The sequence below is a fragment of the Streptomyces sp. RFCAC02 genome (genome assembly GCF_004193175.1).
Classification (GTDB): domain Bacteria; phylum Actinomycetota; class Actinomycetes; order Streptomycetales; family Streptomycetaceae; genus Streptomyces.
Genome location: NZ_SAUH01000001.1, coordinates 5,547,943 through 5,572,241, shown reverse-complemented (window position 1 = coordinate 5,572,241; position 24,299 = coordinate 5,547,943). Strand labels below are relative to the sequence as shown.

20 protein-coding genes are annotated in these 24,299 nt (G+C 73.2%); 9 read left to right on the top strand and 11 right to left on the bottom strand.

The annotated features are described in order from the left end of the window. Window positions 1–6 precede the first annotated feature (6 nt). The 5 genes from EMA09_RS25715 to EMA09_RS25695 are packed head-to-tail and all read right to left on the bottom strand — an operon-like array spanning window position 7 to window position 7,746. Window positions 7–2,175: a glycoside hydrolase family 36 protein gene (locus tag EMA09_RS25715; protein ID WP_129843344.1), complete on the bottom strand. Its 2,169-nt coding sequence runs from the start codon at window positions 2,173–2,175 to the stop codon at window positions 7–9. After that, complete coding sequence (locus EMA09_RS25710; RefSeq protein ID WP_129843343.1) at window positions 2,172–3,101, bottom strand: ATP-binding cassette domain-containing protein; 930 nt, start codon at window positions 3,099–3,101, stop codon at window positions 2,172–2,174. The genes EMA09_RS25715 and EMA09_RS25710 overlap by 4 nt, the downstream gene beginning before the upstream one ends. After that, entirely contained in the window at window positions 3,098–5,038 is a 1,941-nt protein-coding gene (locus tag EMA09_RS25705; protein ID WP_129843342.1) for a dipeptide/oligopeptide/nickel ABC transporter permease/ATP-binding protein, read from the bottom strand. Before EMA09_RS25705 ends, EMA09_RS25710 begins: the two co-directional genes overlap by 4 nt. A 17-nt stretch (window positions 5,039–5,055) precedes the next feature. Continuing rightward, on the bottom strand, window positions 5,056–6,045 hold the full coding sequence (locus EMA09_RS25700) for an ABC transporter permease (protein ID WP_129843341.1): 990 nt from the start codon (window positions 6,043–6,045) through the stop codon (window positions 5,056–5,058). Window positions 6,046–6,054: 9 nt separating this feature from the next. Beyond that, complete coding sequence (locus EMA09_RS25695; RefSeq protein WP_129843340.1) at window positions 6,055–7,746, bottom strand: ABC transporter substrate-binding protein; 1,692 nt, start codon at window positions 7,744–7,746, stop codon at window positions 6,055–6,057. Between the two features lie 309 nt (window positions 7,747–8,055). Between EMA09_RS25695 and EMA09_RS25690 the strand changes: the two genes are divergently transcribed. The 3 genes from EMA09_RS25690 (at window position 8,056) to EMA09_RS25680 (ending at window position 12,074) form a co-directional block, all read left to right on the top strand. Then, window positions 8,056–9,333, top strand: a complete 1,278-nt coding sequence (locus EMA09_RS25690; protein WP_129843339.1) for an ROK family transcriptional regulator — start codon at window positions 8,056–8,058, stop codon at window positions 9,331–9,333. 283 nt (window positions 9,334–9,616) lie between these two features. Continuing rightward, window positions 9,617–10,822: a cytochrome P450 gene (locus EMA09_RS25685; RefSeq protein ID WP_240796569.1), complete on the top strand. Its 1,206-nt coding sequence runs from the start codon at window positions 9,617–9,619 to the stop codon at window positions 10,820–10,822. 151 nt (window positions 10,823–10,973) lie between these two features. Beyond that, window positions 10,974–12,074, top strand: coding sequence for a type III polyketide synthase (locus EMA09_RS25680; protein ID WP_129843338.1), 1,101 nt, complete (start codon window positions 10,974–10,976; stop codon window positions 12,072–12,074). A 2-nt stretch (window positions 12,075–12,076) separates the two neighbouring features. On the opposite strand, the gene EMA09_RS29365 is transcribed toward EMA09_RS25680, so the two are convergent. The 3 genes from EMA09_RS29365 to EMA09_RS25665 all read right to left on the bottom strand — a co-directional run bounded on the left by EMA09_RS29365 (window position 12,077) and on the right by EMA09_RS25665 (window position 14,767). Continuing rightward, a complete protein-coding gene (locus EMA09_RS29365) occupies window positions 12,077–12,616 on the bottom strand; it encodes an NUDIX domain-containing protein (RefSeq protein ID WP_129843337.1) in 540 nt (179 codons plus the stop codon). 44 nt (window positions 12,617–12,660) lie between these two features. Continuing rightward, window positions 12,661–13,455 carry an SAM-dependent methyltransferase gene (locus EMA09_RS25670; protein ID WP_240796568.1) on the bottom strand — a complete coding sequence of 265 codons (795 nt, stop codon included), beginning with the start codon at window positions 13,453–13,455 and terminating at the stop codon, window positions 12,661–12,663. Between the two features lie 202 nt (window positions 13,456–13,657). After that, window positions 13,658–14,767: an FAD-dependent oxidoreductase gene (locus EMA09_RS25665; RefSeq protein ID WP_129843335.1), complete on the bottom strand. Its 1,110-nt coding sequence runs from the start codon at window positions 14,765–14,767 to the stop codon at window positions 13,658–13,660. Window positions 14,768–14,820: 53 nt separating this feature from the next. On the opposite strand from EMA09_RS25665, the gene EMA09_RS25660 reads away from it, so the two are divergent. After that, complete coding sequence (locus tag EMA09_RS25660) at window positions 14,821–15,243, top strand: HIT family protein (RefSeq protein WP_129843334.1); 423 nt, start codon at window positions 14,821–14,823, stop codon at window positions 15,241–15,243. Here the strand turns inward: EMA09_RS25660 and EMA09_RS25655 are convergent. Next, window positions 15,224–16,294 carry an ATP-dependent DNA ligase gene (locus tag EMA09_RS25655; protein WP_129843333.1) on the bottom strand — a complete coding sequence of 357 codons (1,071 nt, stop codon included), beginning with the start codon at window positions 16,292–16,294 and terminating at the stop codon, window positions 15,224–15,226. The two genes, EMA09_RS25660 and EMA09_RS25655, sit on opposite strands and share 20 nt — an antisense overlap. Window positions 16,295–16,371: 77 nt before the next feature. Here EMA09_RS25655 and ligD point away from each other — a divergent pair, with 77 nt between their 5' ends. Continuing rightward, entirely contained in the window at window positions 16,372–17,397 is a 1,026-nt protein-coding gene (ligD, locus tag EMA09_RS25650; RefSeq protein WP_129843332.1) for a non-homologous end-joining DNA ligase, read from the top strand. A gap of 190 nt (window positions 17,398–17,587) precedes the next feature. After that, the gene (locus EMA09_RS25645; RefSeq protein WP_129843331.1) at window positions 17,588–18,622 is read left to right on the top strand and encodes a porin PorA family protein; all 1,035 of its coding nucleotides are present in this window, start codon (window positions 17,588–17,590) and stop codon (window positions 18,620–18,622) included. Between the two features lie 22 nt (window positions 18,623–18,644). Here EMA09_RS25645 and EMA09_RS25640 read toward each other — a convergent pair whose 3' ends face one another. Together EMA09_RS25640 and EMA09_RS25635 are read right to left on the bottom strand one after the other, a co-directional pair. After that, window positions 18,645–19,460, bottom strand: coding sequence for an SAM-dependent methyltransferase (locus tag EMA09_RS25640; RefSeq protein ID WP_240796567.1), 816 nt, complete (start codon window positions 19,458–19,460; stop codon window positions 18,645–18,647). Window positions 19,461–19,668: 208 nt separating this feature from the next. Next, window positions 19,669–20,841, bottom strand: coding sequence for an 8-amino-7-oxononanoate synthase (locus EMA09_RS25635; protein ID WP_129843330.1), 1,173 nt, complete (start codon window positions 20,839–20,841; stop codon window positions 19,669–19,671). A 186-nt stretch (window positions 20,842–21,027) separates the two neighbouring features. Between EMA09_RS25635 and bioB the strand changes: the two genes are divergently transcribed. The 3 genes from bioB to bioD are packed head-to-tail and all read left to right on the top strand — an operon-like array spanning window position 21,028 to window position 24,159. After that, window positions 21,028–22,089 (top strand): biotin synthase BioB, encoded by a 1,062-nt coding sequence (gene bioB, locus EMA09_RS25630; RefSeq protein ID WP_129843329.1) that lies wholly within the window; start codon window positions 21,028–21,030, stop codon window positions 22,087–22,089. Then, window positions 22,082–23,410 carry an adenosylmethionine--8-amino-7-oxononanoate transaminase gene (locus tag EMA09_RS25625; protein WP_129843328.1) on the top strand — a complete coding sequence of 443 codons (1,329 nt, stop codon included), beginning with the start codon at window positions 22,082–22,084 and terminating at the stop codon, window positions 23,408–23,410. Before bioB ends, EMA09_RS25625 begins: the two co-directional genes overlap by 8 nt. Next, window positions 23,407–24,159, top strand: a complete 753-nt coding sequence (gene bioD, locus EMA09_RS25620; protein ID WP_129843327.1) for a dethiobiotin synthase — start codon at window positions 23,407–23,409, stop codon at window positions 24,157–24,159. Before EMA09_RS25625 ends, bioD begins: the two co-directional genes overlap by 4 nt. Window positions 24,160–24,299 lie beyond the last annotated feature (140 nt).

Sequence of the window (24,299 nt, the reverse complement as noted above, 5' to 3'; positions counted from 1 at the left end):
GCCCCGTCAGCGGCGGCGCAGCCGGACGACCCGCGCCGTCGCCGCCGGTCCCGAGACGGGAGCGGTGACACGCAGGACGCCGCGGTCCGGCTGCCAGGACAGCGTCCAGTCGGCGGCCCCGGCGCCGGGGCCCGGGAAGACGACCTCCGGTTCGGCGTCCGCTCCCGCGAGGAGCGGCACCGGTACGTCCAGCGTGTCCGCCGCGCCCGGGCGGCGCCAGAGCGTCAGCAGCGCGTCGCCGAGACCGTCCGCCGGCTCCCCGCCGGAAGCCGGCACGGCCAGGCCGAGCGCGACCCACGGCCCCGCGCGGCCCGTCAGCCCGAGGGGCCAGAACGGCAGCGACCCGGCGATCTCCCCGCGCAGTTCCTTGTGCAGGTCCACCGCCTCGCGCACGAGACCGAGCTGCGCCGGGGTCATGCGGTTCAGGTAGCCGGAGAGGTACAGCCGCCCCATGATGCCGGTGGCCAGCGTGAACGCCGACTCCTCCACCGTCATCTCGGGCTGGGTGTACGCCCAGTTGCCGGCCTGCTCGGGCAGGACCGACGCGGGCGCGGCCGCGGCGATCGGCGGGTACAGCAGCGGGTTCTGCTGGTCGGACGTGGACTGCAGGTGGAGGCGCGACAGCAGGGCGTAGTCCATGCGCATCGCGCCCGAGGCGCAGTTCTCGATCAGCAGGTCCGGGTGCCGCGTCAGCACGCCGTCGAGCCAGGCGAGGTGGGCGCGGTTGTGGTCGAGCAGTCCCGCCCCCGGTGCCGCGCCGCCGAGGTCGGTGCCGGGTCCCGGCATGATGTTGTAGTCGAACTTGAAGAAGCCGATGCCGAAGTCGGCGATCAGCCGGTCCACGACCTCGTCCACGTGGGCGCGGGCGGCCGGGTGGCGCAGGTCGAAGTGGTAGCGGCCGTGCTCGACGACCCGGGCGCCGTGGCGCTGGAAGAACGCCTCGTCGGGCAGGGTCCGCGCGATCGGCGACCTGACGCCGACGACCTCGGGCTCAAGCCAGATGCCGGGGACCATGCCGCGGGCGCGGATCCGGTCGGTGACCTCGGCGAGGCCGCCGGGGAAGCGGGTCGTGGACGGCAGCCACTCCCCCACGCTGTCCCACCAGTGCCCGTCCTCGTCGTACCAGCCGGCGTCGACGCAGAAGTACTCGGCGCCCGCGTCGGCGGCGGCGTCGATCAGCGGCAGCAGCTTCTCCGTCGTGGGACTGCCCATGAGCGTGTTCATGTAGTCGTTGAACACGACGGGCAGGTCGGTACGGGTGCGGCCGGCCCGCAGGGCACGGCGCTGCCGGGTGAGGGCGCCGAACGCCGCGTCCACACCGCCGTGGACGACGGCGAGGGAGACCGGGACGGTCGTGAAACCGCGCTCCGCGTCGACCTCGGCGCTCCACTGGTGCTCGGCGTCGGTCGGGCCGAGGAGGGCGAGGTAGGCGCCGGAGCGCCGCTCGCCGATCTCGTAGTGCCAGGCGCCGTTGTGCTCGATCTGCCACGCAAGCGCGTACGTGTCGTCGGCGGCGACGATCGCGCCGGCGGGCAGCCGTTCCCCGGTGGACCAGGAGCTGCGCGTGGTGACGGCGAACCGGCCGCGCGAGGGGTGGTGATGGGCCTCGGGGTCCATCTCGGCGAGCCCCGCGTCCCGCAGCGGGACGCGGTGCCAGCGGCCCTCGGCGACCCAGTCGCTGTCGCCGTGGACGACGTCGAGACCCTCGATGGCCGCCCCCGAGTCGGCGAGGAACGTGCCGACGCAGGCCGAGGTGACGGCCTGGAGCCGCAGCGGCTCCGGCCGGGTGCCGCGCACCTCGGTCCAGGTCCGGACGGCCGGCACGGCACCCAGCGAGGTGAAGACGCTGGTGACCTCAAGACCCGTCTCCGGGTCCCGCTGGGTGATCCGGAGGGTGGGGTCGCCCTCCTCGCCCGGCCCGCCGGTCTCCGTGTGGCCGGTGTACCGCAGCCGGGCGCCGACGGTGGTGTCGGCGTACCGGTGGCTGCCGGGGAACCGGCCGTGGCCGAGCACCTGGAGCTCGGCCAGAGGCGGTGCCGCGGCCTCGTCCGGCGTACCGGAGGAGGCCGCCGGACCGGCGGGGCGCAGCGACAGCAGGGCGGCCGGACGGTCGCCCCCGACGCCGGCGACGAGCGTCACGCCACCGCCGGTCCAGGTGATCGGGGTGCGGCTCATACCGCGTCCCCGCCGGCCGGGTCGGCGACCGCGGCGGACAGCGGAGCGGCCCGGTCGAACGACGACCACTGCTTGGTGTGGTGGTCGTAGGAACGGCCGAGGTCCTCCTCGGAGATGGCGCCGGGGGTCTCGGCGAGGGTGCGTCCGCGTTCGTCCGGATTGGGGGCGGCGGAGGCCAGCAGCTGCGTGTACGAGTGCTGCGGGGTGAGGATCACGTCGTCCGACGGACCGCGCTCGACGACACGGCCGCGGTACATGACGAGGATCTCGTCCGAGAAGTGCCGCGCGGTCGCGAGGTCGTGCGTGATGTAGAGGACGGCGAGGTCGTCCTCGCGCTGGAGCCTGGCGAGCAGGTTGAGCACGCCGAGGCGGATGGACACGTCCAGCATCGACACCGGCTCGTCGGCGATGACGACCTGGGCGCCGGGCGCCAGCGCGCGGGCGATCGCCACGCGCTGGCGCTGGCCGCCGGACAGCTCGTGCGGCCGGCGGGCCGCCATCGCGTCGGCCGGGGTGAGGTTGACGCGCTCCAGGAGCTGTTCGACCCGGCGGCGCGTCTCCTCCCGCCCGCGCGTCACGTGGTGCAGACGCAGCGGGCGGGCGATGTGGTGCTCGATGCTGTGGAACGGGTTGAGCGAGGCGAAGGGGTCCTGGAAGACCATCTGGACGTGGTCCCGGTACTCCCGGTCCCCGACCCGCTTGCCGTCGGGCTTGGTGGCGATGATCTCGCCACCCGTCGGCCGCTCGAGCCGGGCGATCATCTTCGCGACGGTGGACTTGCCCGAGCCGGACTCGCCGACCAGGGCGACGGTACGGCCGGGCGTGAGCTTGAAGGACACGTGGTCCACGGCCCGCAGCCGGGAGCTGCTGAAGCCGGAGCGGATACGGAAGTCCTTCACCAGGTCGCGGACCTCGAGTGCGGTCATCGCCGGGCACCTTTTTTCACATCGGTGGTTTGCGGATCGGTGGAGCGCGCGCCCGACTCGCCGGTGCGGACGAACGCGCCCCGTTCGCCGGTCAGGCTGGGGAAGGAGTCCAGCAGCTGACGCGTGTACGGGTGCTGCGGGTTCGCGTAGATCTGCTCCGACGGGGCGTACTCGATGATCTCGCCCGAGCGCATCACGGCGATCCGGTCGCTGAGTTCGAGCAGCAGCGGCAGGTCGTGCGTGATGAAGATGACCGCGAAGCCCAGCTCGTCGCGCAGGCGGATGATCTCGCGGAGGATGCCGCGCTGCACGACCACGTCGAGCGCCGTGGTGGGCTCGTCCATGATCATGACCTGCGGGTCCAGGAGCATCGCCATGGCGATCATGACGCGCTGGCGCATGCCGCCGGACAGCTCGTGCGGGAAGGAGTCGAGGCGGCGGGGGTCGACCCCGACCAGCTTCAGCACCTCCTCGCAGCGGGCGCGGCGCTGCTGCTTCGGCATGTCCGGCTTGTGCGTGGTGAGCACGTCGTCGAGCTGCTCGTGGATGGTGATGACCGGGTTGAGCGAGTTCATCGCGCCCTGGAACACCATGGAGAGCTTCGACCAGCGGAACGTCCGCAGCTCCTCGTTGTCGAGGGCGAGCAGGTCGATGTCCTCGCCGGCGCGGTCGTGGAAGGTGACCTTGCCGGAGGAGACCTCGGCCGGCGGCCGGTGCAGCCGGTTGATGGCGTAGGCGAGGGTCGTCTTGCCGCAGCCGGACTCGCCCGCGAGGCCCAGGATCTCGCCCCGGCCCAGCGTGATGTTGACGTCCTTGACGGCGTGCACCGGCTTGTCGGTGCGGTAGACGACGTTCAGCCCCTCGACGGTGAGGACCTTCTCGCGGCGGTCCTCCTTCGCGGCACTGACCGCGCTCTGCACGGGCGGCGCCTCGACGGCCTCGCCCTCGACGGGCGGCTTGGGGGCGACCGGGGTCGCCTCGGCCTTCTGCTTCTTCAGGCGCTGGGTGCGCAGCTTCGGGTTGATGATCTCGTCGATGCTGAAGTTGATCAGCGAGAGACCGCAGCCGAAGAACGCGATGACCAGGCCGGGCGGGCCGAACCACCACCATGCCTCGTACTGGAGCGCCCAGCCGTTCTGGGCGAAGAACAGCATGGTGCCCAGCGTCTGGGAGTTGGAGGCACCGAGGCCGAGGAAGGACAGGCCGGCCTCGGAGAGGATGGCCGCGATGACGGCGAACACGAACTGCGAGGCGAGCAGCGGCAGCAGGTTCGGCAGGATCTCCACCGACACGATGCGCCAGCGCTTCTCGCCCGCGACGCGGGCCGCTGCCACGTAGTCCCGGTTGCGCAGCGACAGGGTCTGCGCGCGCAGGACACGGGCCGATGCGGCCCAGCTCGTGATCGCGAGGACCGCTGCGATGGTCCACCAGCCGCGGTCGGCCACCGGCACGAAGCCGGCGATGACGATGACGAGCGGCAGGCCGGGGATGACCAGCATGACGTTCGTGAAGAGGGAGAAGCCCTCGTCGAGCGCGCCGCCCGCGTAACCGCCGATGATGCCGAACAGCGCCGACAGGACGGTCGCCAGGATGCCGACGAGCAGGCCGATCTGGAGCGATCCGCGGGTGGCGTGGGCGAGCTGGGCGAAGACGTCCTGGCCGGTCTGGGTGGTGCCGAGCCAGTAGTCGCCGCTCGGTTCGGTCATGCCGATGTTGTTGATGGCGTCCGGGTCCCCGACGAACATGGGGCCGAAGGCGCCGAACAGGGCGATGACGGCGACGAGGAAGAGGCCGATGACGAGCTTCGGCGACCACCTCGGCATGAGGGCGCGCAGACCGCTGCTGCGCTTGGGGGCCTGATGGCCGGCGACGGGAGCGCTCTCCTCCAGGGGAGCGCTCTCGTCGGATGCTCCGGTGAGCGGGCTGAGATTGGTCATGATGCCTGCTCCTTGGCTCAGTTCTCGACTCGGGTACGGGGGTCGATGAGGCCGTAGAGCAGGTCGACGACCAGGTTGGCGCCGAGCACCGCCACCGTGATCACGAGGAAGATGCCCTGCATCAGCGCGTAGTCGTTGTTCTCCACCGACTGCAGCAGCTTGGAGCCGATGCCGGGGTAGGAGAAGACCTGTTCGGTCACGATCGAGCCCGAGACCACGAAGCCGAGGGAGATCGCGAAGCCGGCCACGGAGGGCAGGACCGCGTTCCTGGCGGCGTAGCGGCTCATGATCCGGCGGTTGCGCAGACCCTTCGCCTGGGCGGTGAGGATGTAGTCCTCGGAGGCGGTGGACACCATCATGTTGCGCATGCCGAGGAGCCAGCCGCCGACCGACGACACCACGATGGTGAGGGCCGGCAGGATGCCGTGCTCGATGGCCGAGCTGATGAAGTCCCAGTTCCAGCCCATGGAGAGGGCGACGTCGTAGCCGCCGTTGAGCGGGAACCAGCTGAGCTGCGTCGAGAAGACGAGCACGAAGATCAGCGCGAGCCAGAAGTACGGCACGGCCGCGAGGAGCGTGGTGGCGGGGACCAGGGAGTCCAGCCAGGAACCGCGCTTCCACCCGACGAGCATGCCCAGCACGATGCCGATGACGAACGAGATGAAGGTGGCGATGCCGACCAGGACGATGGTCCAGGGCAGGGAGTCACCGATGACGGTGCTGACCTGCGCGGGGAACGCGCTGACCGACACTCCGAGGTCGCCGCGGAACAGGTTGCCGAGGTAGTCGACGTACTGGTTCCACAGCGGGTCGCTGTCGTTGGTGCCGAGCATCAGCTCGAAGGCCCTGCGGGTCTCCGGGGTGACCTGGCCGCCACGCTGCTGGAGCTTCGCCAGCAGCGTGTCGACCGGGTTGCCCGGCATCATTCGGGGAATGAAGAAGTTGAGGGTCAGCGCCGCCCACAGGGCGACGACGTAGAACCCCAGCTTCCGGGCGTAGTACCTCATCGTCGTGCGTCACTCACCGTTGGGCTTCAGGTTCGCGAAGACCTCGGCCTGGTCCGGCCGGCTCCACACGGCGGGGAACGCGTACAGGTCCACATTCGTCGGCCAGCCGCTGAACTTCTCCGCGTTGAACACCGTGATCGTGCCGGCGGTCAGGATCGGGATGTACGGCATGTCCTGCTCGATCTGCGCCTGGATCTCGTCGTAGTACGGCTGGCGCGCCTCGGAGTCCGCCGGGTCGAGCTGGCTCAGCTCGTCGATGGCGGTGTCCACGTCCTCGTTGACGTAACGGGAGTAGTTGGTGGAGCCGATCTCGCCGACCTCGGCCGTGTTCCCGCTGCCGTAGAAGTAGCTGTAGACGTAGTACGGGTCGGCCGCCGGGCCGGGGTACAGCGAGTCGATCAGGAGCTGGTAGTTGCCCGTGGCGCGGGAGTCGGACATCTCGTTCCAGGAGACCTGGCTCGGGATCAGCTCGATGCCGACCTGCTTGAGCTGTTCCGACATGGTGTCGAGGGCGGTGATGTAGTCGGTCCAGCCGGAGACGACGGTGGCCGTGATGGACAGCTTCTGGCCGTCCTTGGCGAAGATGCCGTCGTCACCGCGCTCCCAGCCGGCGTCGGTGAGGATCTCCTCGGCGCGGGCGGCGTCGGCGTTGGCCGGGGCGGTGCGGTTCTCCAGGTCGGCGGAGAGGTACGCCGCGTCGCGCTCGGGGAGGGCGAACCCGGGCGAGATGTCGCTTGAGGTGTTCTGGAAGGCGAGGGAGTTGAGCTGCTCGCGGTCCATCGCGTAGTAGATCGCCTGGCGCACGGCCGGGTCGGTCTGCGGACCCTCGCAGCCGAGGTCCGCGTTGGCGCAGGCGTCGAGGACCGTCTGGTTCATCGGGACGATGACGGACTTGTAGCCGTCGTAGGCGGCCTCGACGTTCTCCAGGTTCGGCACCGGGCCGGTCTGGACGTCGATCTCGCCGGCCTCCAGGGAGGAGGCGGCGGCCTGGTTGCCGGAGAGGGAGCGGTAGCGGATGTTCTTGACCGCGGGCTCGCCGTCCCAGTACTCGGCGTTGGCGGTGAGGACGAACGCCTGGGGCTTGAAGTCGGTCAGCGTGAACGGACCGGTGCCGACGGGCTGCTCGATCGGGTCGGCGGCCGGGTCGGCTATCTCGCTCCATATGTGCTTCGGCACGATGTAGGTCTTGCCGAGGAGCTGGGGGCCGTCCATGTAGGAGGGCTCCTCGAAGGTGACCTTGACGGTGGTGTCGTCCACGACCTCCGTCTCACCCGTGAAGCCGATGGTGTTCGGCACCGCCTCGGACTTCACCAGGTCGAACGTGAACTTGACGTCCTCGGCCGTGAAGGGCTTGCCGTCCGACCAGGTGACGCCCTCGCGCAGGGTGATGGTCAGCTCGGTGCCGTCGTCCTTGGTCCACTCGTACTCGGTGCCGAGCTTCGGCTCCGGGTCCCCCTGGCTGGAGGCGTTGTAGTAGAAGAGCGGCTCGTAGATCGTCCCCGGGCCCTCGATCAGGGTGGGCGAGAAGGGGTTGAAGTTGGCCGTGTAGTCCGTGGCCTGTCCGGTGTAGACGACCAGGGTGTCGTTGGGGGTGGAGCTGCCGCCGCCCCCGCCCTCGCTGCCGCAGCCGGCCGCGAGCAGGGCGACCGCTGCCGCACCGATAGCCGCTGTTCGTACCCGTCGCCTCACGTGCAGGGACATGTCTGTTCCTCTCAAAACCTGCCCCACCGTTGGGGCATGGGGGCGAGTCACCCAGGGGAAGTGATTGTTAAGCCGCCGAATTAACAAAGTCAACCCTCGTATGACACGAATAGACAACGACGCGCATACATCGCCGTGATCATCGTTCGCGCCGGGTCGGCCGTGCGGCGGGGTCGGATCCGCGCAGGTCTTGCGCCTCCGCCCCCCTGGCGGCAGCCTTCGTCAGGCAAATAAAGTAAGCAACGCACAGCGTTACCCTTGCAACGCACACCGAAGTTGCGGACTCCCGTGACCGATGCGGAGGAGTAAGTGAGCGGACCGGCGGGGACCACGCCCCACGCCAGCAGCCGAGCCGCCGTCCTGGACGTGATCCGGGCGGCCGGCACGATCAGCCGGGTCGGCCTCGTCAACGCGACGGGCTTCACCGGCGCGACGATCTCCACCGTGGTCCGTCGCCTCATCGACGACGGCCTCGTCCTCGAAACCGGGCGGGCCGAGTCGACCGGTGGCAAGCGCCGGGTGCTGCTCCAGCTCAACCAGTCCTCCCGGTTCGCTGTGGGCGTGCATCTGGACCACGCGGGGATCACGTACGTCCTGACCAACCTGGGTGGTGCGGTGGTGGCCCGGATGTCCCGCGCGGGCGTCGGCACCGATGACCCTCCCGTCGTGGTCGCCAGAATGGCCACGGAGGTTGACGCCCTGATCGAGGGCGCCGGGGCCGACCGCAGCAGAATACTTGGCCTCGGACTCGTCGCTCCCGGCCCCATGAACCAGACCAGCGGCATGCGTCTGGTTCCGCCTGCGATGCGGCATTGGGACGACTTCCCGCTCGACCGCGAACTGGAGAGCGCGACCCGCCTCCCCGTCGTCCTCGACAACGACGCCACCGCCGCCGCGCTCGGCGAGCACTGGTCCGGCGACGTGGGCGCCACCTCGACGTTCGCCGCCGTCTACATGGGCACCGGCATCGGTGCCGGCCTCATGGTCAACGGCATCACGTTCCGCGGCGCCAGCGGCAACGCGGGTGAGATCGGGCACATCTGTCTCGACGTCGCGGGACCCGAGTGCTGGTGCGGCGCCCGCGGCTGCACCGAGGTGCTCGCCGGCCCCGCCGCGGTCGTCGCCGCGGCCCGTGCCGACCGCAAACTCGCCCGCGCCGCCGGCATCGACAGCGGCTCGGGCGATCCCTCCCGGCGGCTCGCGGACTTCGCCGCCATCACGAGGGCCGCCCTGCGCGGCGACACGAGGGCCAAGGAGCTGCTTGAGCGGTCCGCGCGGCACCTCGCCGTCGCCGCCAGGACCCTCGCCAACGTGATGGACCTCGACCAGATGGTGCTCACCGGGCCGAGCCTCGCCCTCGCGGGCTCCATCTACCTCCCGGTGGCCCAGGCGGAGCTCGACCGCTCGTTCTTCTCCCGGGCCACCCACGGCGTGACGGTCCGGCTGTCCCGGTCCGCGGCCACCGCTCCCGCGATCGGCGCCGCGGCCCTCGTCCTCCAGTCCGAACTCGTGCCGCTCCGCGAGGGTTTGCGGCTCCCCGGCAACCTCGCCGACGCCGAGCCGACGGCACAGCCCGCGGGACGCTGACCGCCGCCGGTCCTGGGCATGTCCGCCCCCCGGTGCGCGCGCCGGGGCGCCGCCCCGGCGCCACGGCGCGCGCACCGGGGCTCTCCCGTCCGCCGGCAACGCGTCGCGTCCGTGAAAGCTCCCGGCGCGACCGGCCTCCGTACAGGGCCGTTCGTTCCCCATGTCCCTCGCACGGGTTAATTCGGCGGGCTCGGGACATGACCCGGCAAGCCGCTGGGGACAGATCCGTCGTCCAGGTGGAACACGCCGAATCGCGGCGGTCCTCGACGATTGGAGCGCCGGAGTGGAACCCTCCGACACAGTGTGGTCCTGTCCGTTCGACTTCGCGGACGGGCTCGAATTCGACCCGTTGCTGCGGCAACTCATGACCGAGGCGCCGGTCGCCCGCATCCGCATGTCGTACGGAGAGGGCGAGGCGTGGCTCGTCACCCGCTACGAGGACGTGCGGATGGTGACGACCGACCGCAGGTTCAGCCGTGCCGCGGTGGCCGGGCGGGACTTCCCGCGCATGACGCCGGAGCCGATCGTGCAGTCGGAGTCGATCAACCTGCTCGACCCGCCGGCCAGCAACCGGCTGCGGAAGCTCGTCTCCCAGGCGTTCACCGCGCCGAAGGTCGAGGCGATGCGGCCCGCGACCCGGCGGATCGTGGACCGGCTCCTCGCCGGCATGGAGCGGCACGGGCCGCCCGCGGACCTCGTGAAGCACGTGTCGATGCAGCTCCCGCTCACGACCATCTGCGAGGTCCTCGACATCCCGGAGGCCGACCGGCCGGAACTGCGGCGCCGCGCCGTCGCCATGATGTCGACCGGGGCCGCCACCAAGGAGGAGGCGGTCCGCGCCAAGGCGGAGCTGCGGGCGTACTTCGGTGACCTCACCCGGCGCCGCCGGGAGGAGCCGGGGGACGACCTGATCAGCTCGCTGGCCACGGCGCGCGACGGCGACGACGTCCTCGGCGCCGACGAACTGACCGTCATGGCCATGGTCCTGCTGATGACCGGCCACGACACCAGCACCTACCAGCTCAGCAACCTCACCTACACCCTGCTCACCAGGCCGGAGCTGCTGGCCAGGCTGCGCGCGGAACCGTCCCTGCTGCCCCGTGCGCTGGACGAGCTGCTGCGGTTCGTCCCGTTCCGCAAGGGAGTCGGCATCCCGCGGGTCGCGACCGAGGACGTGGAGGTCGGCGGGGTGCTCATCCGCGCCGGGGAGGCCGTCCACGTGTCCTATCTGGCCGCCAACCGCGATCCGGCCCGGTTCGACCGGCCGGACGAGCTGGACCCGGACCGGCCCGCCTCGCCGCACATGACGTTCGGCTGGGGCGCGCACCACTGCATCGGCGCCCCGCTGGCGCTGATGGAGCTGGAGATCGCGATCGCCGGCCTCATCGAGCGGTTCCCGCGGCTGGCGCTCGCCGTGCCGGCCGGGGAGGTCCGCTGGAACAACGAGTCCATCTGGCGCTACCCGTACGAGCTGCCGCTGACCTGGTGACCGGGCCGCCGCACGGCGGCGCCGCGTCCCGCACGAGCAGCACGACCGACACGACCACCGTCCATCACCACCATCACCACCGCATGTCACGTGCCATCGAGGCCGCGGCGGCACACCAGCCGACCGCTGCGGCCAGGGGAGGGGATCGATCATGGCAACCCTGTGCAGACCGTCCATCGCCGTACCGGAGAACGTGCTCACCGTCGAGGAGACGCTGGAGCTCGCCCGCACCATGCACGCCGATCATCCGCAGCTCGGCCTGGCCCTGCGGCTCATCGAGAACACCGGCGTCAAGACCCGGCACATCGTCCAGCCCATCGAGGAGACGCTGCGGCACCCGGGCTTCGAGGCCCGCAACCGGGTGTACGAGGCGGAGGCGAAACGCCGCACCCCCCAGGTCGTCTACCGCGCCCTGGAGAACGCCGACCTCGGCGTGCGCGACATCGACATGATCGTCTACGTGTCGTGCACCGGCTTCATGATGCCGTCGATGACCGCCTGGCTCATCAACACGCTCGGCTTCAGGCCCGAGACCCGGCAGTTGCCCATCGCGCAGCTCGGCTGCGCCGCGGGCGGTGCCGCGATCAACCGGGCGCACGACTTCTGCCGTGCCTACCCGGAGGCGAACGTCCTCATCGTCGCCTGCGAGTTCTGCTCGCTGTGCTACCAGCCCACCGACCTCGGGGTCGGCTCGCTCCTGTCGAACGGGCTGTTCGGCGACGCGGTCGCGGCGGCCGTGGTGCGCGGGCACGGCGGCACGGGCGTCCGCCTGGAGCGCAACGGGTCCCACCTCGTGCCCGACACGGAGGACTGGATCTCGTACGCGGTCAGGAGCACCGGCTTCCACTTCCTGCTGGACAAGCGCGTGCCCACGACGATGCAGATGCTGGCGCCGCCGATGCGGACCCTCGCGGACCGGCACGAGTGGGACATGTCCCGGCTCGACTTCCACATCGTCCACGCCGGCGGCCCCCGCATCCTGGACGACCTGTGCCACTACCTCGGGGTCGCCCCCGAGATGTACCGCTACAGCAGGACGACGCTCACCGAACGGGGGAACATCGCGAGCTGCGTCGTCTTCGACGCGCTGGAGCGGCTGTTCGCCGACGGCGGGGCGGCGGAGTCCGCGCGGGGCGTGATCGCCGGTTTCGGACCGGGGATCACCGCGGAGATCTCCCTGGGCACCTGGACGACCGCGCGGCAGACCGTCGCGCCCCAGGGACGGCGCGCGGAGCGCGCGCAGGTCGCCTGACGTCAGCGGCCCGGCGCCCCGCCCGTGGCGCCGGCGCCCGCGAAGTACGCCGCCACCACGGCGTCATGGCCGGGGAAGGCGAGCGGCACCGGCTTGTCGATGACGAGCCACTCCATCGTCTCGTCGGTGGCGACGGGCTCGGGGAGGCTCTCGGCCGGCATCGGGGGCAGCATCGCGTAGAGGTTCAGCGTCCGGTCGCCGCTGTGCGCGTCCACCAGGCGCGCGCCGGCGGCCGGCGCGACGAGCCCGGTCTCCTCCCACAGCTCACGGACGACGGCCTCCTGCCACGTCTCGCCCAGCTCCATGTAACCGCCGGGCAGCGCCAGTTCGCCGAGGCACGGCTCGATGCCGCGGCGCACGGCGACCAGCCCGCGGCCCCCGCCCGGCAGGGTCACCGGCTGCAGGGCCACCGCGACGGGCAGCGGGTTCGCCCAGTGGGTCTCGCCGCAGCCGGGGCAGTCCCTCGGCCAGCTCGCGTCCACGCTGTAGGCGACGCCGCAGAAGGGACAGTGGGTGACCCTCCGGTCGTAGGTGTAGGCCATCGCTGTTCCGCCTTTCTCCAGGGAGCGGCCGCGCTCCGGACCGGTCAGGGTTTCCGGCCGACGCCGCCGAATATGTCGAGTTCACCGTCGGCCACGGGCCCGTCGGACGCGGGCCGCCACCGGGGGCAGGGCACCACTCCGGGCTCGACGAGGCGCAGCCCGTCGAAGAAGCCGGTGATGTCCTCCGGCGAGCGCAGGTGGTAGGGGACGGCACCGCTGTCGTTGTACTCCCGCTGGGCGTCCGCGCACGCCTGCGCGAAGACGGAGGTGCCGTCGCTGAGCAGGAGATGACTGCCCGGGGCCAGCGGCAGGAGCAGCCGGGTGACGATCGACCGCGCATCCTCGTACTTCTCGACATGGCCGAGGACGCCGCTGAAGATGACGCCGACCGGCCGGGTCAGGTCGAGCGCGCGGTCGGCCGCGGCGAGGATGGCGGCCGGGTCGTGCAGGTCGGCGTCGGCGTAGTCGGCGGCGCCCGCGGGGCCGCTGACGAGGAGGGCGCGCGCGTGCGCGAGCACCAGCGGGTCGTTGTCGACGTACAGGACGCGGGACTCGGGCGCGATGCGCTGGGCGATCTCGTGGGTGTTGTCCGCGGTGGGCAGGCCCGTCCCCACGTCGACGAACTGGCGCAGCCCCGCCTCCTCGACGAGGTAGCGCAGGGCGCGGGCGAGGAAGGCGCGCGACGCGCGGGCGAGCCGGGTGACGTCCGGGTAGGTGGCGCGGTAGCGGTCGCCGGCGAGGCGGTCCACCTCGTAGTTGTCCTGGCCGCCGAGCCAGTAGTTCCAGATCCGCGCCGAGTGGGGCACCGAGATGTCGATCGGGGGTGCTTCGTCGGTCACGGGGCGTTTCTCCTGTACTGCCGTGCTGGGCGGCGCGGGTGCGCGGCCCGCCGCCGGACCGCCGGTGCCGGGAGCGGTGGGCTGCCCGGCGCGCGATGATCCATAACAGCACCGGATCATAGACGCCGCCTATCACTTGGTCGACAAAGCGTCACGGGGAGACGGCATATGTCGCAGTCATGTGCTGCCGCTCCGTCCGGTCTCACGCCCGCACCGGCTCCCGCACCGCGTCCGGTGCCGGACCGATGAGGGGCAGCAGGTCGGTGACGGCCGCGCGGCCCGCCCGGTTCGCGCCGATGGTGCTGGCGGAGGGGCCGTAGCCCACCAGGTGGACCCGGGCGTCGCGGACGGCCCGGGTGCCCGCGAGGCGGATGCCGCCGCCCGGCTCGCGAAGCCGCAGCGGGGCGAGATGCTCCACAGCGGGGCGGAACCCGGTAGCCCACAGGATCGTGCCGGCCGGCCAGGTGCTCCCGTCGGGCAGGACCACGCCCTCCGGCACGATCCGCCGGAACATCGGATGCCGCGCGAGGACACCGCTCTCCCGCCCCCGGCGCACGGCCTCCGTCATGGCGAGCCCCGTCACCGAGACGACGCTGCGCGGCGGCAGGCCGCGCCGGACGCGGTCCTCGACGAGCGCGACGGCCGCGCGGCCCTGCTCGCTGTCGAACGCGGTGTCGCGGAAGACCGGCGGCCTGCGGGTGACCCACAGGGTGTCCGCCGCGACGTCGGCGATCTCCAGCAGGTGCTGCACCGCCGACGTGCCGCCGCCCACGACGACGACCCGCTCACCGGCGAACGGTCCGGGTCCCGGGTAGTCCGCGGTGTGGAGCTGGCGGCCGGTGAACGTCTCCCGGCCCTCGGCGTACGGCCAGAACGGGCGGTCCCACGTGCCGGTCGCGTTGATCACGGCGCGGGTGGTCCACTCCCCCGCCGTACTGGTGACCAGCAGCCGCCCGTCGCCGGCCTCCCGCACGGCCCCGACGTGCACCGGCCGCAGGACCCGCAGGTCGAAGGCGGCCTCGTAGCGGGCGAAGTAGTCGCCGATGACCTCGGCGGACGGCAGGGCGGGGTCGGCGCCGGTCAGCTCCATGCCGGGCAGGGCGTGCATGCCGTGCACCCGGCCGTACGTCAGCGTCGGCCACCGGAACTGCCAGGCGCCGCCGGGGCGCGGCGCGTGGTCGAGGACGACGACATCACGGCCGGGCACCAGGCCGCGCCGGCGCAGGTGGTGGGCGGCGGACAGGCCCGCCTGCCCGGCGCCGATGACGACGACGCGCACGTCGCGCGCCCCGCTGTCCCCTCGCGTACCCATGCCCTCGTCAACGCCGCCGGGCGCCGCGCGCTTCCCGCGCCGACACTGGAGGAGTGGATTGTGTCTTCTGCGCGATCGTCGCCGGCGGGGCGGCGGCGCACCGGGTCCTGGACGACGGGGTCGCCGTGGCGTTCCTCGACACGAAGCCGCTCTTCCCCGGGCACACGCTCGTGGTGCCGCGGCGGCATGTGGCGACCCTCACCGATCTGGCCGCGGACGACGTGGGGCCGTTCTTCCGCCGGGTGCGGCAGGTGGCCGCGGGGGTGGAGCGCGGCATGGCGGCGGAGGGGACGTTCGTCGCGGAGAACAACCGGGTCAGTCAGTCCGTGCCGCACCTGCACGTCCATGTGGTGCCGAGGCTGCGCAAGGACAGGCTGCGCGGCTTCTTCTGGCCGCGCGGGCGGTACGCGGACGACGCCGAGGCGGCCGCCGTCGCCCGGCGGCTGCGGAACGCGATCAGCTCGGTGGAGGCGTGAGCACGTCCGCCAGGTCGAAGCGGACGGGTTCGTCGAGCTGCGCGTAGGTGCAGGAGCGGGGCTCGCGGTCGGGCCGCCAGTGGCGGAACCGCGCGGTGTGCCGGAAGCGGTCCCCCTGGAGGTGGTCGTACGCGACCTCGCACACCCGCTCGGGCCGCAGGGGTACCCAGGACAGGTCCTTGCCGCCCGACCAGCGGCTCGGGCCGCCGGGCATGCGGCGCGCGGCGTGCGCGTCCTCGTCCGCCCACGCGGCCCAGGGATGGCCCGCGAGGTCGTCCATGACGAGGGGGCGCAGCTCGTCCATCAGCTCGGCGCGCCGTCGCGCGGTGAAGGAGCCGCATACCCCGACGTGCTGGAGGGCGCCCGCGTCGTCGTACAGGCCGAGGAGCAGCGAGCCGACGACGGGGCCGCTCTTGTGGTGGCGGAGCCCGGCGACCACACAGTCGGCGGTCCGCTCGTGCTTGATCTTGAGCATCACCCGTTCGCCGGGCCGGTAGGGCTGGTCGGGTGCCTTGGCGACGATGCCGTCGAGTCCCGCGCCCTCGAACCGGCCGTACCAGCGGCGCGCGGTCTCCCGGTCGCCGGTGGCCGGCGCCAGGTGGACGGGCGGTCCGGCGCCGCGCAGGGCGTCGGTGAGGGCGGCGCGGCGTTCGCTGAGCGGACGGTCGAGGAACGCGTCGTCGCCGAGGGCGAGCAGGTCGAAGGCCACGAACGCGGCCGGGGTGCGCTCGGCGAGCGCGCGGACGCGGGAGGCGGCCGGGTGGATGCGCTCCAGCAGGGCGTCGAAGTCGAGCCGGCCGTCCCGGACGATGACGATCTCGCCGTCGACGACGCAGCGCGGCGGGAGGGCGGCGCGCAGGCTGTCGGCCAGTTCGGGGAAGTAGCGGGTCAGGGGCTTGGCCGTGCGGCTGCCGATCTCCACGGTGTCGCCGTCGCGGAAGACGATGGCGCGGAAGCCGTCCCACTTCGCCTCGTAGTGCATGCCCGGCGGGATGTCGGCGACGGGCTTGGCGAGCATCGGCGTGACGGGCGGGGTCACCGGCAGGTCCATGGTCCGGATTGTGCTGGCCGCGCGGCCGGTGCGCCCGCCGGCGGGCGCGTCCGGGTGCCCGGGCCTACGGTGGCGCCATGGCGGACGCGATGGAACTGACGGTCGGCGGCCGGACGGTCCGGCTGTCGCACCCGGAGCGGGTGTACTTCCCCGCGCGGGGGTTCACCAAGCTGGATGTGGCCAGGTACTACTGCTCGGTCGGCGACGGCGTGGTGCGGGCGCTGCGGGACCGGCCGACGACGCTGGAGCGCTACCCCGGGGGAGTGGACGGCGAATCGTTCTTCCAGAAGCGGGCTCCCGCCAACCTGCCGTCGTGGATCCCGACCGGGCGGATCGCGTTCCCGAGCGGCCGGTACGCGGACGAGATGTGTCCGGGGGAGGTCGCGGCCGTCGTGTGGGCGGCGAACCTGGGTGTGCTGACGTTCCACCCGTGGCCGGTGCGGCGCGACGACACGGAGCATCCGGACGAGCTGCGGATCGACCTGGACCCGCAGCCAGGCACGGACTACGGCGACGCGGTGCGGGCCGCGCTCGGCCTGCGCGAGGTGCTGTCGGAACTCGGCCTCACCGGATGGCCCAAGACCTCGGGCGGCCGGGGCCTGCACGTCTTCGTGCCGATCGCGCGCGAGTGGACGTTCCCGCAGGTGCGGCGGGCGGCGATCGCGATCGGCCGGGAGCTGGAGCGGCGCGCGCCACGGCGCGTCACGACCGCGTGGTGGAAGGAGGAGCGCGGCGAGCGGATCTTCTTCGACTACAACCAGACCGCCAGGGACCGCACCATCGCGGGCGCCTACTCGGTGCGGCCGAACCCGCGGGCCACCGTCTCGGCGCCGCTGCGCTGGAGCGAGGTGGCGGACGCGCGTCCCGAGGACTTCGACCTCGCGACCATGCCGGGCCGGTACGCGGAGGCCGGTGACGTGCACGCGGACATGGAGCGGCACGTGTGCCGTCTGGAGGCGGCCCTCGACCTGGCCGCGCGGGACGAGCGCGAGCACGGCCTCGGGGACCTGCCGTACCCGCCGGAGCATCCGAAGGCGGCGGGCGAGCCGAAACGCGTCCAGCCGTCGCGCGCCCGGCGCCCGCGCGGCGCGCGCGACGAGTGACCGGAGGGTCATTCAACTCCCGTCTCCCTGTGCCTGATTGCCCCGCGTCCCGGTGTCCGCGCGGCGCGCTGATATCGAACGGGCCACGTACTGGTGCGCGGGCGTCCCCGCTTATTGACGCCCCCCTCCCCCGTCCCTACGGTGAGCCAGCCGTCGTACACAGGCGTACGACCGGTCTGGGGAGGCAACCATGCGAAGAAGCAGCTGGGTTCTGTCCGGCGCCGCCGCCGTCCTGCTCGCGGCGTCCGCCGTGACGCGGCTCGCGGTGTACCCGGCCGTGCACCAGCTCCCGTCCGACACCGACAGCACCTTCGCGTACACGGGCACGGCGTCCCTGCTGAACGCCGCCGCGCTCGAATCGGGGGACCTGGCGAACGCGATGCTGGCCGACGTGCCGGTGAGCGTGGAGCGGCACGTGCAGGTCGTGGCGACCGACGGCGGGACGGCCGTGGTGAGCGACGACGTGACGGTCGCCGGGCCGGACGGCACCGAGCTGTCGTCGACCGGGCACCGCTGGTCGGTGGACCGCACCGACCTCGACGACCGGCCCGTGCCGGACGGCGAGGAGGCCGAGGAGCACCAGGGCCTCGTGATCTCCTGGCCGCTGGAGCCGGAGCAGCAGGACTACACGTTCTGGGACCCGACGACCGCCTCCGAGGTGCCCGCCGTCTTCGACCGCGTCGAGGACGTCGAGGGCCGCGAGACGTATGTCTACGTGATGTCGGCGGCCGGCCCGCTGGCCGATCCGGACATCGCCGAGAACCTGCCCGCCGCCCTGCCCAGGGACGTCCTGGCGGGCATCGCGGAGACCCTGCCGGCCGAGCAGCGGCCCGACCCGGCGGCCCTGGCCGCCCTGCCCGACCCCGTGCCGCTGACCTACGCCGCGACCATCGAGCGGGTCGCCTGGATCGACACGGACACCGGGGCCGTCCTCAACGGCTCCCTGGAGCAGACGATCGTGGCGCAGACCGAGGGGCCCGACGGTCCGGTCACCCTGGCGCCGGTCAACACCATGGCGATCGAGGGGACGCCCGAGGGGATCGCGGACCGGGCCGACGACGCGGCGGACGACGCCCGCGCGCTGTGGCTCGTCGGCTTCCTGCTGCCGCTCGTCCTGCTGGTGCTCGCGGTGCTGCTGGCCGCGTTCGTCGTGTGGCGCGAGGTGCGGGGGCGGCGCGGGGCGGCCCCGGCCGGCGGGGACCCGGAGCCGGAACCCGCCTCCTGAGCGGCGGCGTGGGGCGGGGCCGTCAGGGCTTGCGTCCCACGCCGCCCGCCTGGCCGATGTCGTCGTGCCGCTCCACGGTGGGCGCCAGGTCGGGGCGCCAGCGCGGGACCTGCACGACGCCGGGCGGCACGAGGTCGAGCCCGTCGAAGAAGCCCTCGATCTCGTGCAGGGGCCGCAGCCGGTAGGGCTCGGCGCCCGACGCGTTGTAGGCGTTCTGGGCGCGGAGGTACTCGGGATCGGTGTCGGTGCCCTCGTTCAGGGAGAGGTAGCTGCCGGACGGCAGCCCCGCCATGAGGCGCCGGACGATGTCGCGGGCCTCCTCGTAGGTCTCGATGTGGCCGAGGATGCCGCTCAGGATCAGTCCGACGGGGCGTGTCAGGTCGAGCGTCCCGCCGGCCGCGGCGAGGATGCCCGCCGGGTCCCGGAGGTCGGCCTCCAGGTACTCGGTGACGCCCTCGGGGGCCGAGGTCAGCAGGGCGTGCGCGTGGAGGAGGACGAGCGGGTCGTTGTCCACGTACACGACGCGGGACTCCGGCGCCACGCGCTGCGCGATCTGGTGCGTGTTGTCGGCCGTCGGCAGCCCCGTGCCCACGTCGAGGAACTGCCGCACCCCGGCGTCCTGGGCGAGGTAGCGGATCGAGCGGGCGAGGAAGTGGCGGGACGCGCGGGCGACGTGCACGATGCCGGGGAACGCCTCGCAGTACGCGTCGCCGGCGGCGCGGTCCACGTCGTAGTTGTCGGTGCCGCCGAGCCAGTAGTTCCAGATGCGGGCGGAGTGGGGCACGCTCCGGTCGATCTTCGAGATGGGTCCACCGGGGGTCGCCGCGTCGTCCGTCACAAGATCAGCTCCTGCCGTCCGTCGTCCCACGCCGTGTGTCACGTCCTGTATCACGGGTGCGGGCCCAACGTAACGCACGCGGGAGCGGTAGGGCGGTTCACGCCGACGCTCAGCGGCGCGCACCGCCGGGGACGCCGGGGCACGGTGCGGCGGGAGAAGCGGTCCGCGACGCCTCGCGGCCGCACGACGGACGCCGCCGTGACCGGTCTCAGCCGGGTTCGACACCCGCCGGGCCGTCCGGGGCGGCGGCGAGCACGACGGCCGCAGCGCGGTCCAGCAGGTCCGCCGTCAGGTCGGCGCGGGCCGTCAGCCGCAGCCGGGCGACGCCGTCCGGCACGGACGGCGGGCGGAAACAGCCGACGGCTACGCCCGCCGCGCGGCAGTCCGCCGCCCAGCGGACCGCCGCGTCCGGCGACGGAGCGGGCACGGAGACGACGGCGGCGTCCGGAGCGGTGGCACCGAGACCGGCCAGCCGCCGGTGGATGCCCAGGGCGGCGGCGCGGACGGCGGCGGGGCGCCCCGGTTCACGGCGCAGCACGCGCAGCGCGGCGAGCGCGGCGCCCGCCGCCGCGGGCGCGAGGCCGGTGTCGAAGATGACGGTACGGGCGGTGTTGACCAGGTGGCGGATCACGCGCGCCGGGCCGAGGACCGCGCCGCCCTGGCTGCCCAGCGCCTTGGAGAGGGTCACGGTCGCCACGACGTCCGGCGCGCCCGCGAGCCCGGCCGCGGCCACCGTGCCCCGCCCCCCGGGGCCGAGGACGCCGAGGCCGTGGGCGTCGTCCGCGACGAGCGCCGCGCCGCGTTCCCGGCACACGGCGGCGAGGCCGGCCAGCGGCGCGGCGTTGCCGTCCACCGAGAACACGGCGTCGGTCACCGCCAGCGCCCGGCCCGCGCGGCCGTCGAGCGCGGCGCGGAAGGCCGCGGTGTCCGCGTGCGGGACGACGGTGACGTCGGCGCGGGAGAGGCGGCAGCCGTCGATGAGGGAGGCGTGGTTGCCGGCGTCCGACACGACGTGCGTGCCGCGGCCGGCGAGCGACGTGAGGACGGCGAGGTTCGCCGCGTAGCCGGAGGACAGGACGAGGGCCGCCTCGAAGCCGCAGAACGCGGCCAGTTCCCGCTCCAGTTCGACATGCAGCTCGGTCGTGCCGGTCACGAGGCGCGAGGCGCCGGCGCCGGCGCCCCAGCGCCGGGCGGCGTCCGCGGCGGCGGCGGTGACCTCGGGGTGCCGGCCGAGGGCGAGGTAGTCGTTGCCCGCGAGGTCGAGCAGCCCGCCGTCCGGTGGCCGGGGGCGCAGCTCGCGGACGAGTCCGGCGCGGGCGCGGTCCTCGTGGGCGGCGTCCAGCCAGTCGAAGACCCGCCCGGGGCGGTCCTGGTCGCGCATGTCGTGGACGCCTCCCGACGGCCCGGGACACGGGCGGGCCGGACACGGACCACCCATTGTGGGATGCGCATAAAACCTAGTGCCTGCGTCACCTGCCCCGACAGGCGGCCATGGACACAGTCGGATCCCGCGCTTTGGAGGTTTCCTCCTTTTCGGCGCTCGTCCGGCTGGGCAAGGATCGTCACCATGGATCTGCTGAGCACCCTCGTGGACAAGGGTCTGCGCCGCGAACCGCCCACCCGTGACGAGGCGCTCGCCGTCCTTTCCACGGACGACGACGCCCTGCTGGACGTGATCGCCGCGGCGGGGAAGGTGCGCCGCCACTTCTTCGGGCGCCGGGTGAAGCTCAACTACCTGGTGAACCTCAAGTCGGGCCTGTGCCCGGAGGACTGCTCGTACTGCTCGCAGCGCCTCGGCTCCGACGCCGGCGTGCTGACGTACACCTGGCTGAAGCCGGAGGCGGCGGCGGACGCGGCGAGCGCCGGGGTCGCCGGCGGAGCCAAACGCGTGTGCCTGGTCGCCAGCGGGCGCGGGCCGACCGACCGCGACGTGGAACGGGTGTCGGCGACGATCGCCGCGATCCGCGAGCGGCACGCCGGCGTGGAGGTCTGCGCGTGCCTCGGGCTCCTGACGGACGGCCAGGCCCGGCGGCTGCGGGAGTGCGGCGCCGACGCGTACAACCACAACCTCAACACCTCCGAGGCGGCCTACGGGGACATCTGCACGACGCACGGCTTCGCCGACCGGGTGGCGACCGTGGAAACGGCGCGCGACGCCGGCCTCTCCCCCTGCTCGGGGCTGATCGCGGGCATGGGCGAGAGCGACGACGACCTCGTCGACGTGGTGTTCGCGCTGCGCGCGCTCGACCCGGACTCGGTGCCCGTGAACTTCCTCCTCCCGTTCGACGGCACGCCGCTCGCGGGCCGCTGGGAGCTGACGCCGCAGCGCGCGCTGCGCATCCTCGCGATGGTGCGGTTCGTGTGCCCGGACGCCGAGGTGCGGGTCGGGGCCGGGCGTGAGGTGCACCTGCGGTCGCTCCAGCCGCTCGCCCTGCACCTGGCGAACTCGCTCTTCCTCGGCGACTACCTGACGAGTGAGGGGCAGGCGGGCCGCGCCGACCTGGAGATGATCGCGGACGCCGGCTTCGAGGTGGAGGGCGCCGAGCGGCCGACCCTGCCGCCCCACCGGCGGGAGCGGGTCGCGGTACGGCGGCGCGGTGCCGGCACGGAGCTGCCCCCGAATGCCTGACCGCCTCCCCGGTGTCCCGTCAGGTCCGCCCGGTCTGCCGGAGCTGCTCGACCTGGACCGCCGGCACGTCTGGCACCCGTACGGCCCGATGCCTGGCACGGTGCCGCCGCTGCTGGTCGAGTCGGCCTCCGGGGTGCGGCTGCGGCTGGCGCGCGAGGAGCACGGCCGGCGGGAGCTGATCGACGGCATGGCCTCCTGGTGGTCGGCCGTCCACGGCTACGGCCACCCCGCGCTCGACGCGGCGGTGACCGGGCAGCTCCGCCGGATGAGCCATGTGATGTTCGGCGGCCTCACCCACGAGCCCGCGATCAGGCTCGCGGAACGCCTGGTGGCCGTGACGCCCGCGCCGCTGCGGCACGTCTTCCTCGCGGACTCGGGCTCGGTGTCCGTGGAGGTCGCGCTGAAGATGTGCCTCCAGTTCTGGCGCTCGGCCGGCCGGCCGGAGAAGCGGCGGCTGATCACCTGGCGGGGCGGCTACCACGGCGACACCTGGCACCCCATGTCGGTGTGCGACCCGGACGGCGGCATGCACGCCCTGTGGTCGGGCGCCCTGCCGCGGCAGATCTTCGCCGACGTGCCGCCGGCGGGCTTCGAGGCCCCCGTCGAGGCGGCGTACGCGGCGGGGCTGCGGGAGCTGATCGCGCGCCACGCCCACGAGACGGCCGCCGTGATCGTGGAGCCGGTGGTGCAGAACGCTGGCGGCATGCGGTTCCACTCCCCCGGCTACCTGCGGGTCCTGCGGGAGGCGTGCGACGAGCACGGGGTGCTGCTCGTGTTCGACGAGATCGCGACCGGATTCGGGCGGACCGGCGCGTTCTTCGCGGCGGACCACGCCGGGGTCGCCCCCGACGTGATGTGCGTCGGCAAGGCGATGACGGGCGGCTATCTGTCGATGGCGGCCGCGCTGTGCACCGAGCGGGTCGCCGCCGGCATCTCGCGGGGCGAGGTGCCGGTGCTCGCGCACGGCCCGACGTTCATGGGGAACCCGCTCGCCGCCGCCGTGGCGAACGCCTCGATCGACCTGCTGCTCGGCCAGGACCTGGTGCAGCGGGTCCGGGGGATCGAGTCGGCGCTGCGGGCCGGGCTGGCCCCGGCCGCCGGTCTGCCCGGGGTGCGGGACGTGCGGGTGCTCGGCGCGATCGGGGTCATCCAGCTCGACCACCCGGTGGACATGGCCGCGGCGACCCGGGCGGCGGTGGAGGCGGGCGTGTGGCTGCGGCCGTTCGGCGACCTGATCTACACGATGCCCCCGTACGTCACGGACGACGACGACCTGGCGGCGATCTGCGCGGCGATGCGGAAGGCGGCGGTGGCCGGATGACGGCGGACGGGACGGCGACGCGGGAGCGGCCCGGCGAGGTGCTCGTGGTCAGCGGCACCGGGACGGAGATCGGCAAGACGATCGTCACCGCCGCTCTCGCGGCCGTGGCCCGGGCGCACGGCCGGACGGTCGCGGTGCTGAAACCGGCGCAGACGGGGATCGCGGCGGGCGAGCCGGGCGACGTGGCGGAGACGGCCCGGCTCGCCGGCCCGCTGACCGCGGCCGAACTGGTCCGCTACCCCGAACCGCTGGCCCCGGCGACGGCGGCCCGGCGCTGCGGGCTGCCGCCCGTCGCCACGGCCGTCGTGGCGAAGACGGCGGCCGGTCTCGCGGCGGAGCACGACCTGGTGCTGGTCGAGGGCGCGGGCGGGCTCCTGGTCCGGTTCGACGACGAGGGCGCCACCGTCGCCGACGTGGCGGCGCTCCTCGGCGCGCCGGTCCTGGTCGTGGCGGCGGCGGGGCTCGGCACGCTCAACACGGCCGCGCTCACCGCCGAGGCGCTGCGCGCGCGGGGCCTGACCTGCCCCGGCACGGTGGTGGGCCGCTGGCCGGCGCGCCCGGGGCTGGCCGAGCGGTGCAACCTGACCGACCTGCCGCGTGTGACGGGCGTCCCGCTGCTCGGCGCGGTCCCGGAGGGTGCGGGCGCGCTGTCGCCCGCCGTCTTCCGGGCGTGCGCGGCGTCGTGGCTCGCGCCGGCGCTCGGCGGGACCTGGCGCCCGCCGGCGACCGACGGCGATCACCCGGTGTGAACGGCGGGGGACCGTGGAGTGGTTGATGATCACGGTTTCCCTGCGACTGACGAATGGCCCTGTTCCGGGAGAGAACGGGCGGTGATACTGCTGCCATCCGGTGGGCTCCCGCCGCCGGAGCCGCCGGCGGGAGCCCACCG

Excerpts from the sequence above, each read along its gene's own strand:
- EMA09_RS25715 (WP_129843344.1), bottom strand. The coding sequence starts at position 2,175 with ATGAGCCGCACCCCGATCACCTGGACCGGCGGTGGCGTGACGCTCGTC.
- EMA09_RS25710 (WP_129843343.1), bottom strand. The coding sequence starts at position 3,101 with ATGACCGCACTCGAGGTCCGCGACCTGGTGAAGGACTTCCGTATCCGC.
- EMA09_RS25705 (WP_129843342.1), bottom strand. The coding sequence starts at position 5,038 with ATGACCAATCTCAGCCCGCTCACCGGAGCATCCGACGAGAGCGCTCCC.
- EMA09_RS25700 (WP_129843341.1), bottom strand. The coding sequence starts at position 6,045 with ATGAGGTACTACGCCCGGAAGCTGGGGTTCTACGTCGTCGCCCTGTGG.
- EMA09_RS25695 (WP_129843340.1), bottom strand. The coding sequence starts at position 7,746 with ATGTCCCTGCACGTGAGGCGACGGGTACGAACAGCGGCTATCGGTGCG.
- EMA09_RS25680 (WP_129843338.1), top strand. The coding sequence starts at position 10,974 with ATGGCAACCCTGTGCAGACCGTCCATCGCCGTACCGGAGAACGTGCTC.
- EMA09_RS29365 (WP_129843337.1), bottom strand. The coding sequence starts at position 12,616 with ATGGCCTACACCTACGACCGGAGGGTCACCCACTGTCCCTTCTGCGGC.
- EMA09_RS25665 (WP_129843335.1), bottom strand. The coding sequence starts at position 14,767 with ATGGGTACGCGAGGGGACAGCGGGGCGCGCGACGTGCGCGTCGTCGTC.
- EMA09_RS25655 (WP_129843333.1), bottom strand. The coding sequence starts at position 16,294 with ATGGACCTGCCGGTGACCCCGCCCGTCACGCCGATGCTCGCCAAGCCC.
- ligD (WP_129843332.1), top strand. The coding sequence starts at position 16,372 with ATGGCGGACGCGATGGAACTGACGGTCGGCGGCCGGACGGTCCGGCTG.
- EMA09_RS25645 (WP_129843331.1), top strand. The coding sequence starts at position 17,588 with ATGCGAAGAAGCAGCTGGGTTCTGTCCGGCGCCGCCGCCGTCCTGCTC.
- EMA09_RS25635 (WP_129843330.1), bottom strand. The coding sequence starts at position 20,841 with ATGCGCGACCAGGACCGCCCCGGGCGGGTCTTCGACTGGCTGGACGCC.
- bioB (WP_129843329.1), top strand. The coding sequence starts at position 21,028 with ATGGATCTGCTGAGCACCCTCGTGGACAAGGGTCTGCGCCGCGAACCG.
- EMA09_RS25625 (WP_129843328.1), top strand. The coding sequence starts at position 22,082 with ATGCCTGACCGCCTCCCCGGTGTCCCGTCAGGTCCGCCCGGTCTGCCG.
- bioD (WP_129843327.1), top strand. The coding sequence starts at position 23,407 with ATGACGGCGGACGGGACGGCGACGCGGGAGCGGCCCGGCGAGGTGCTC.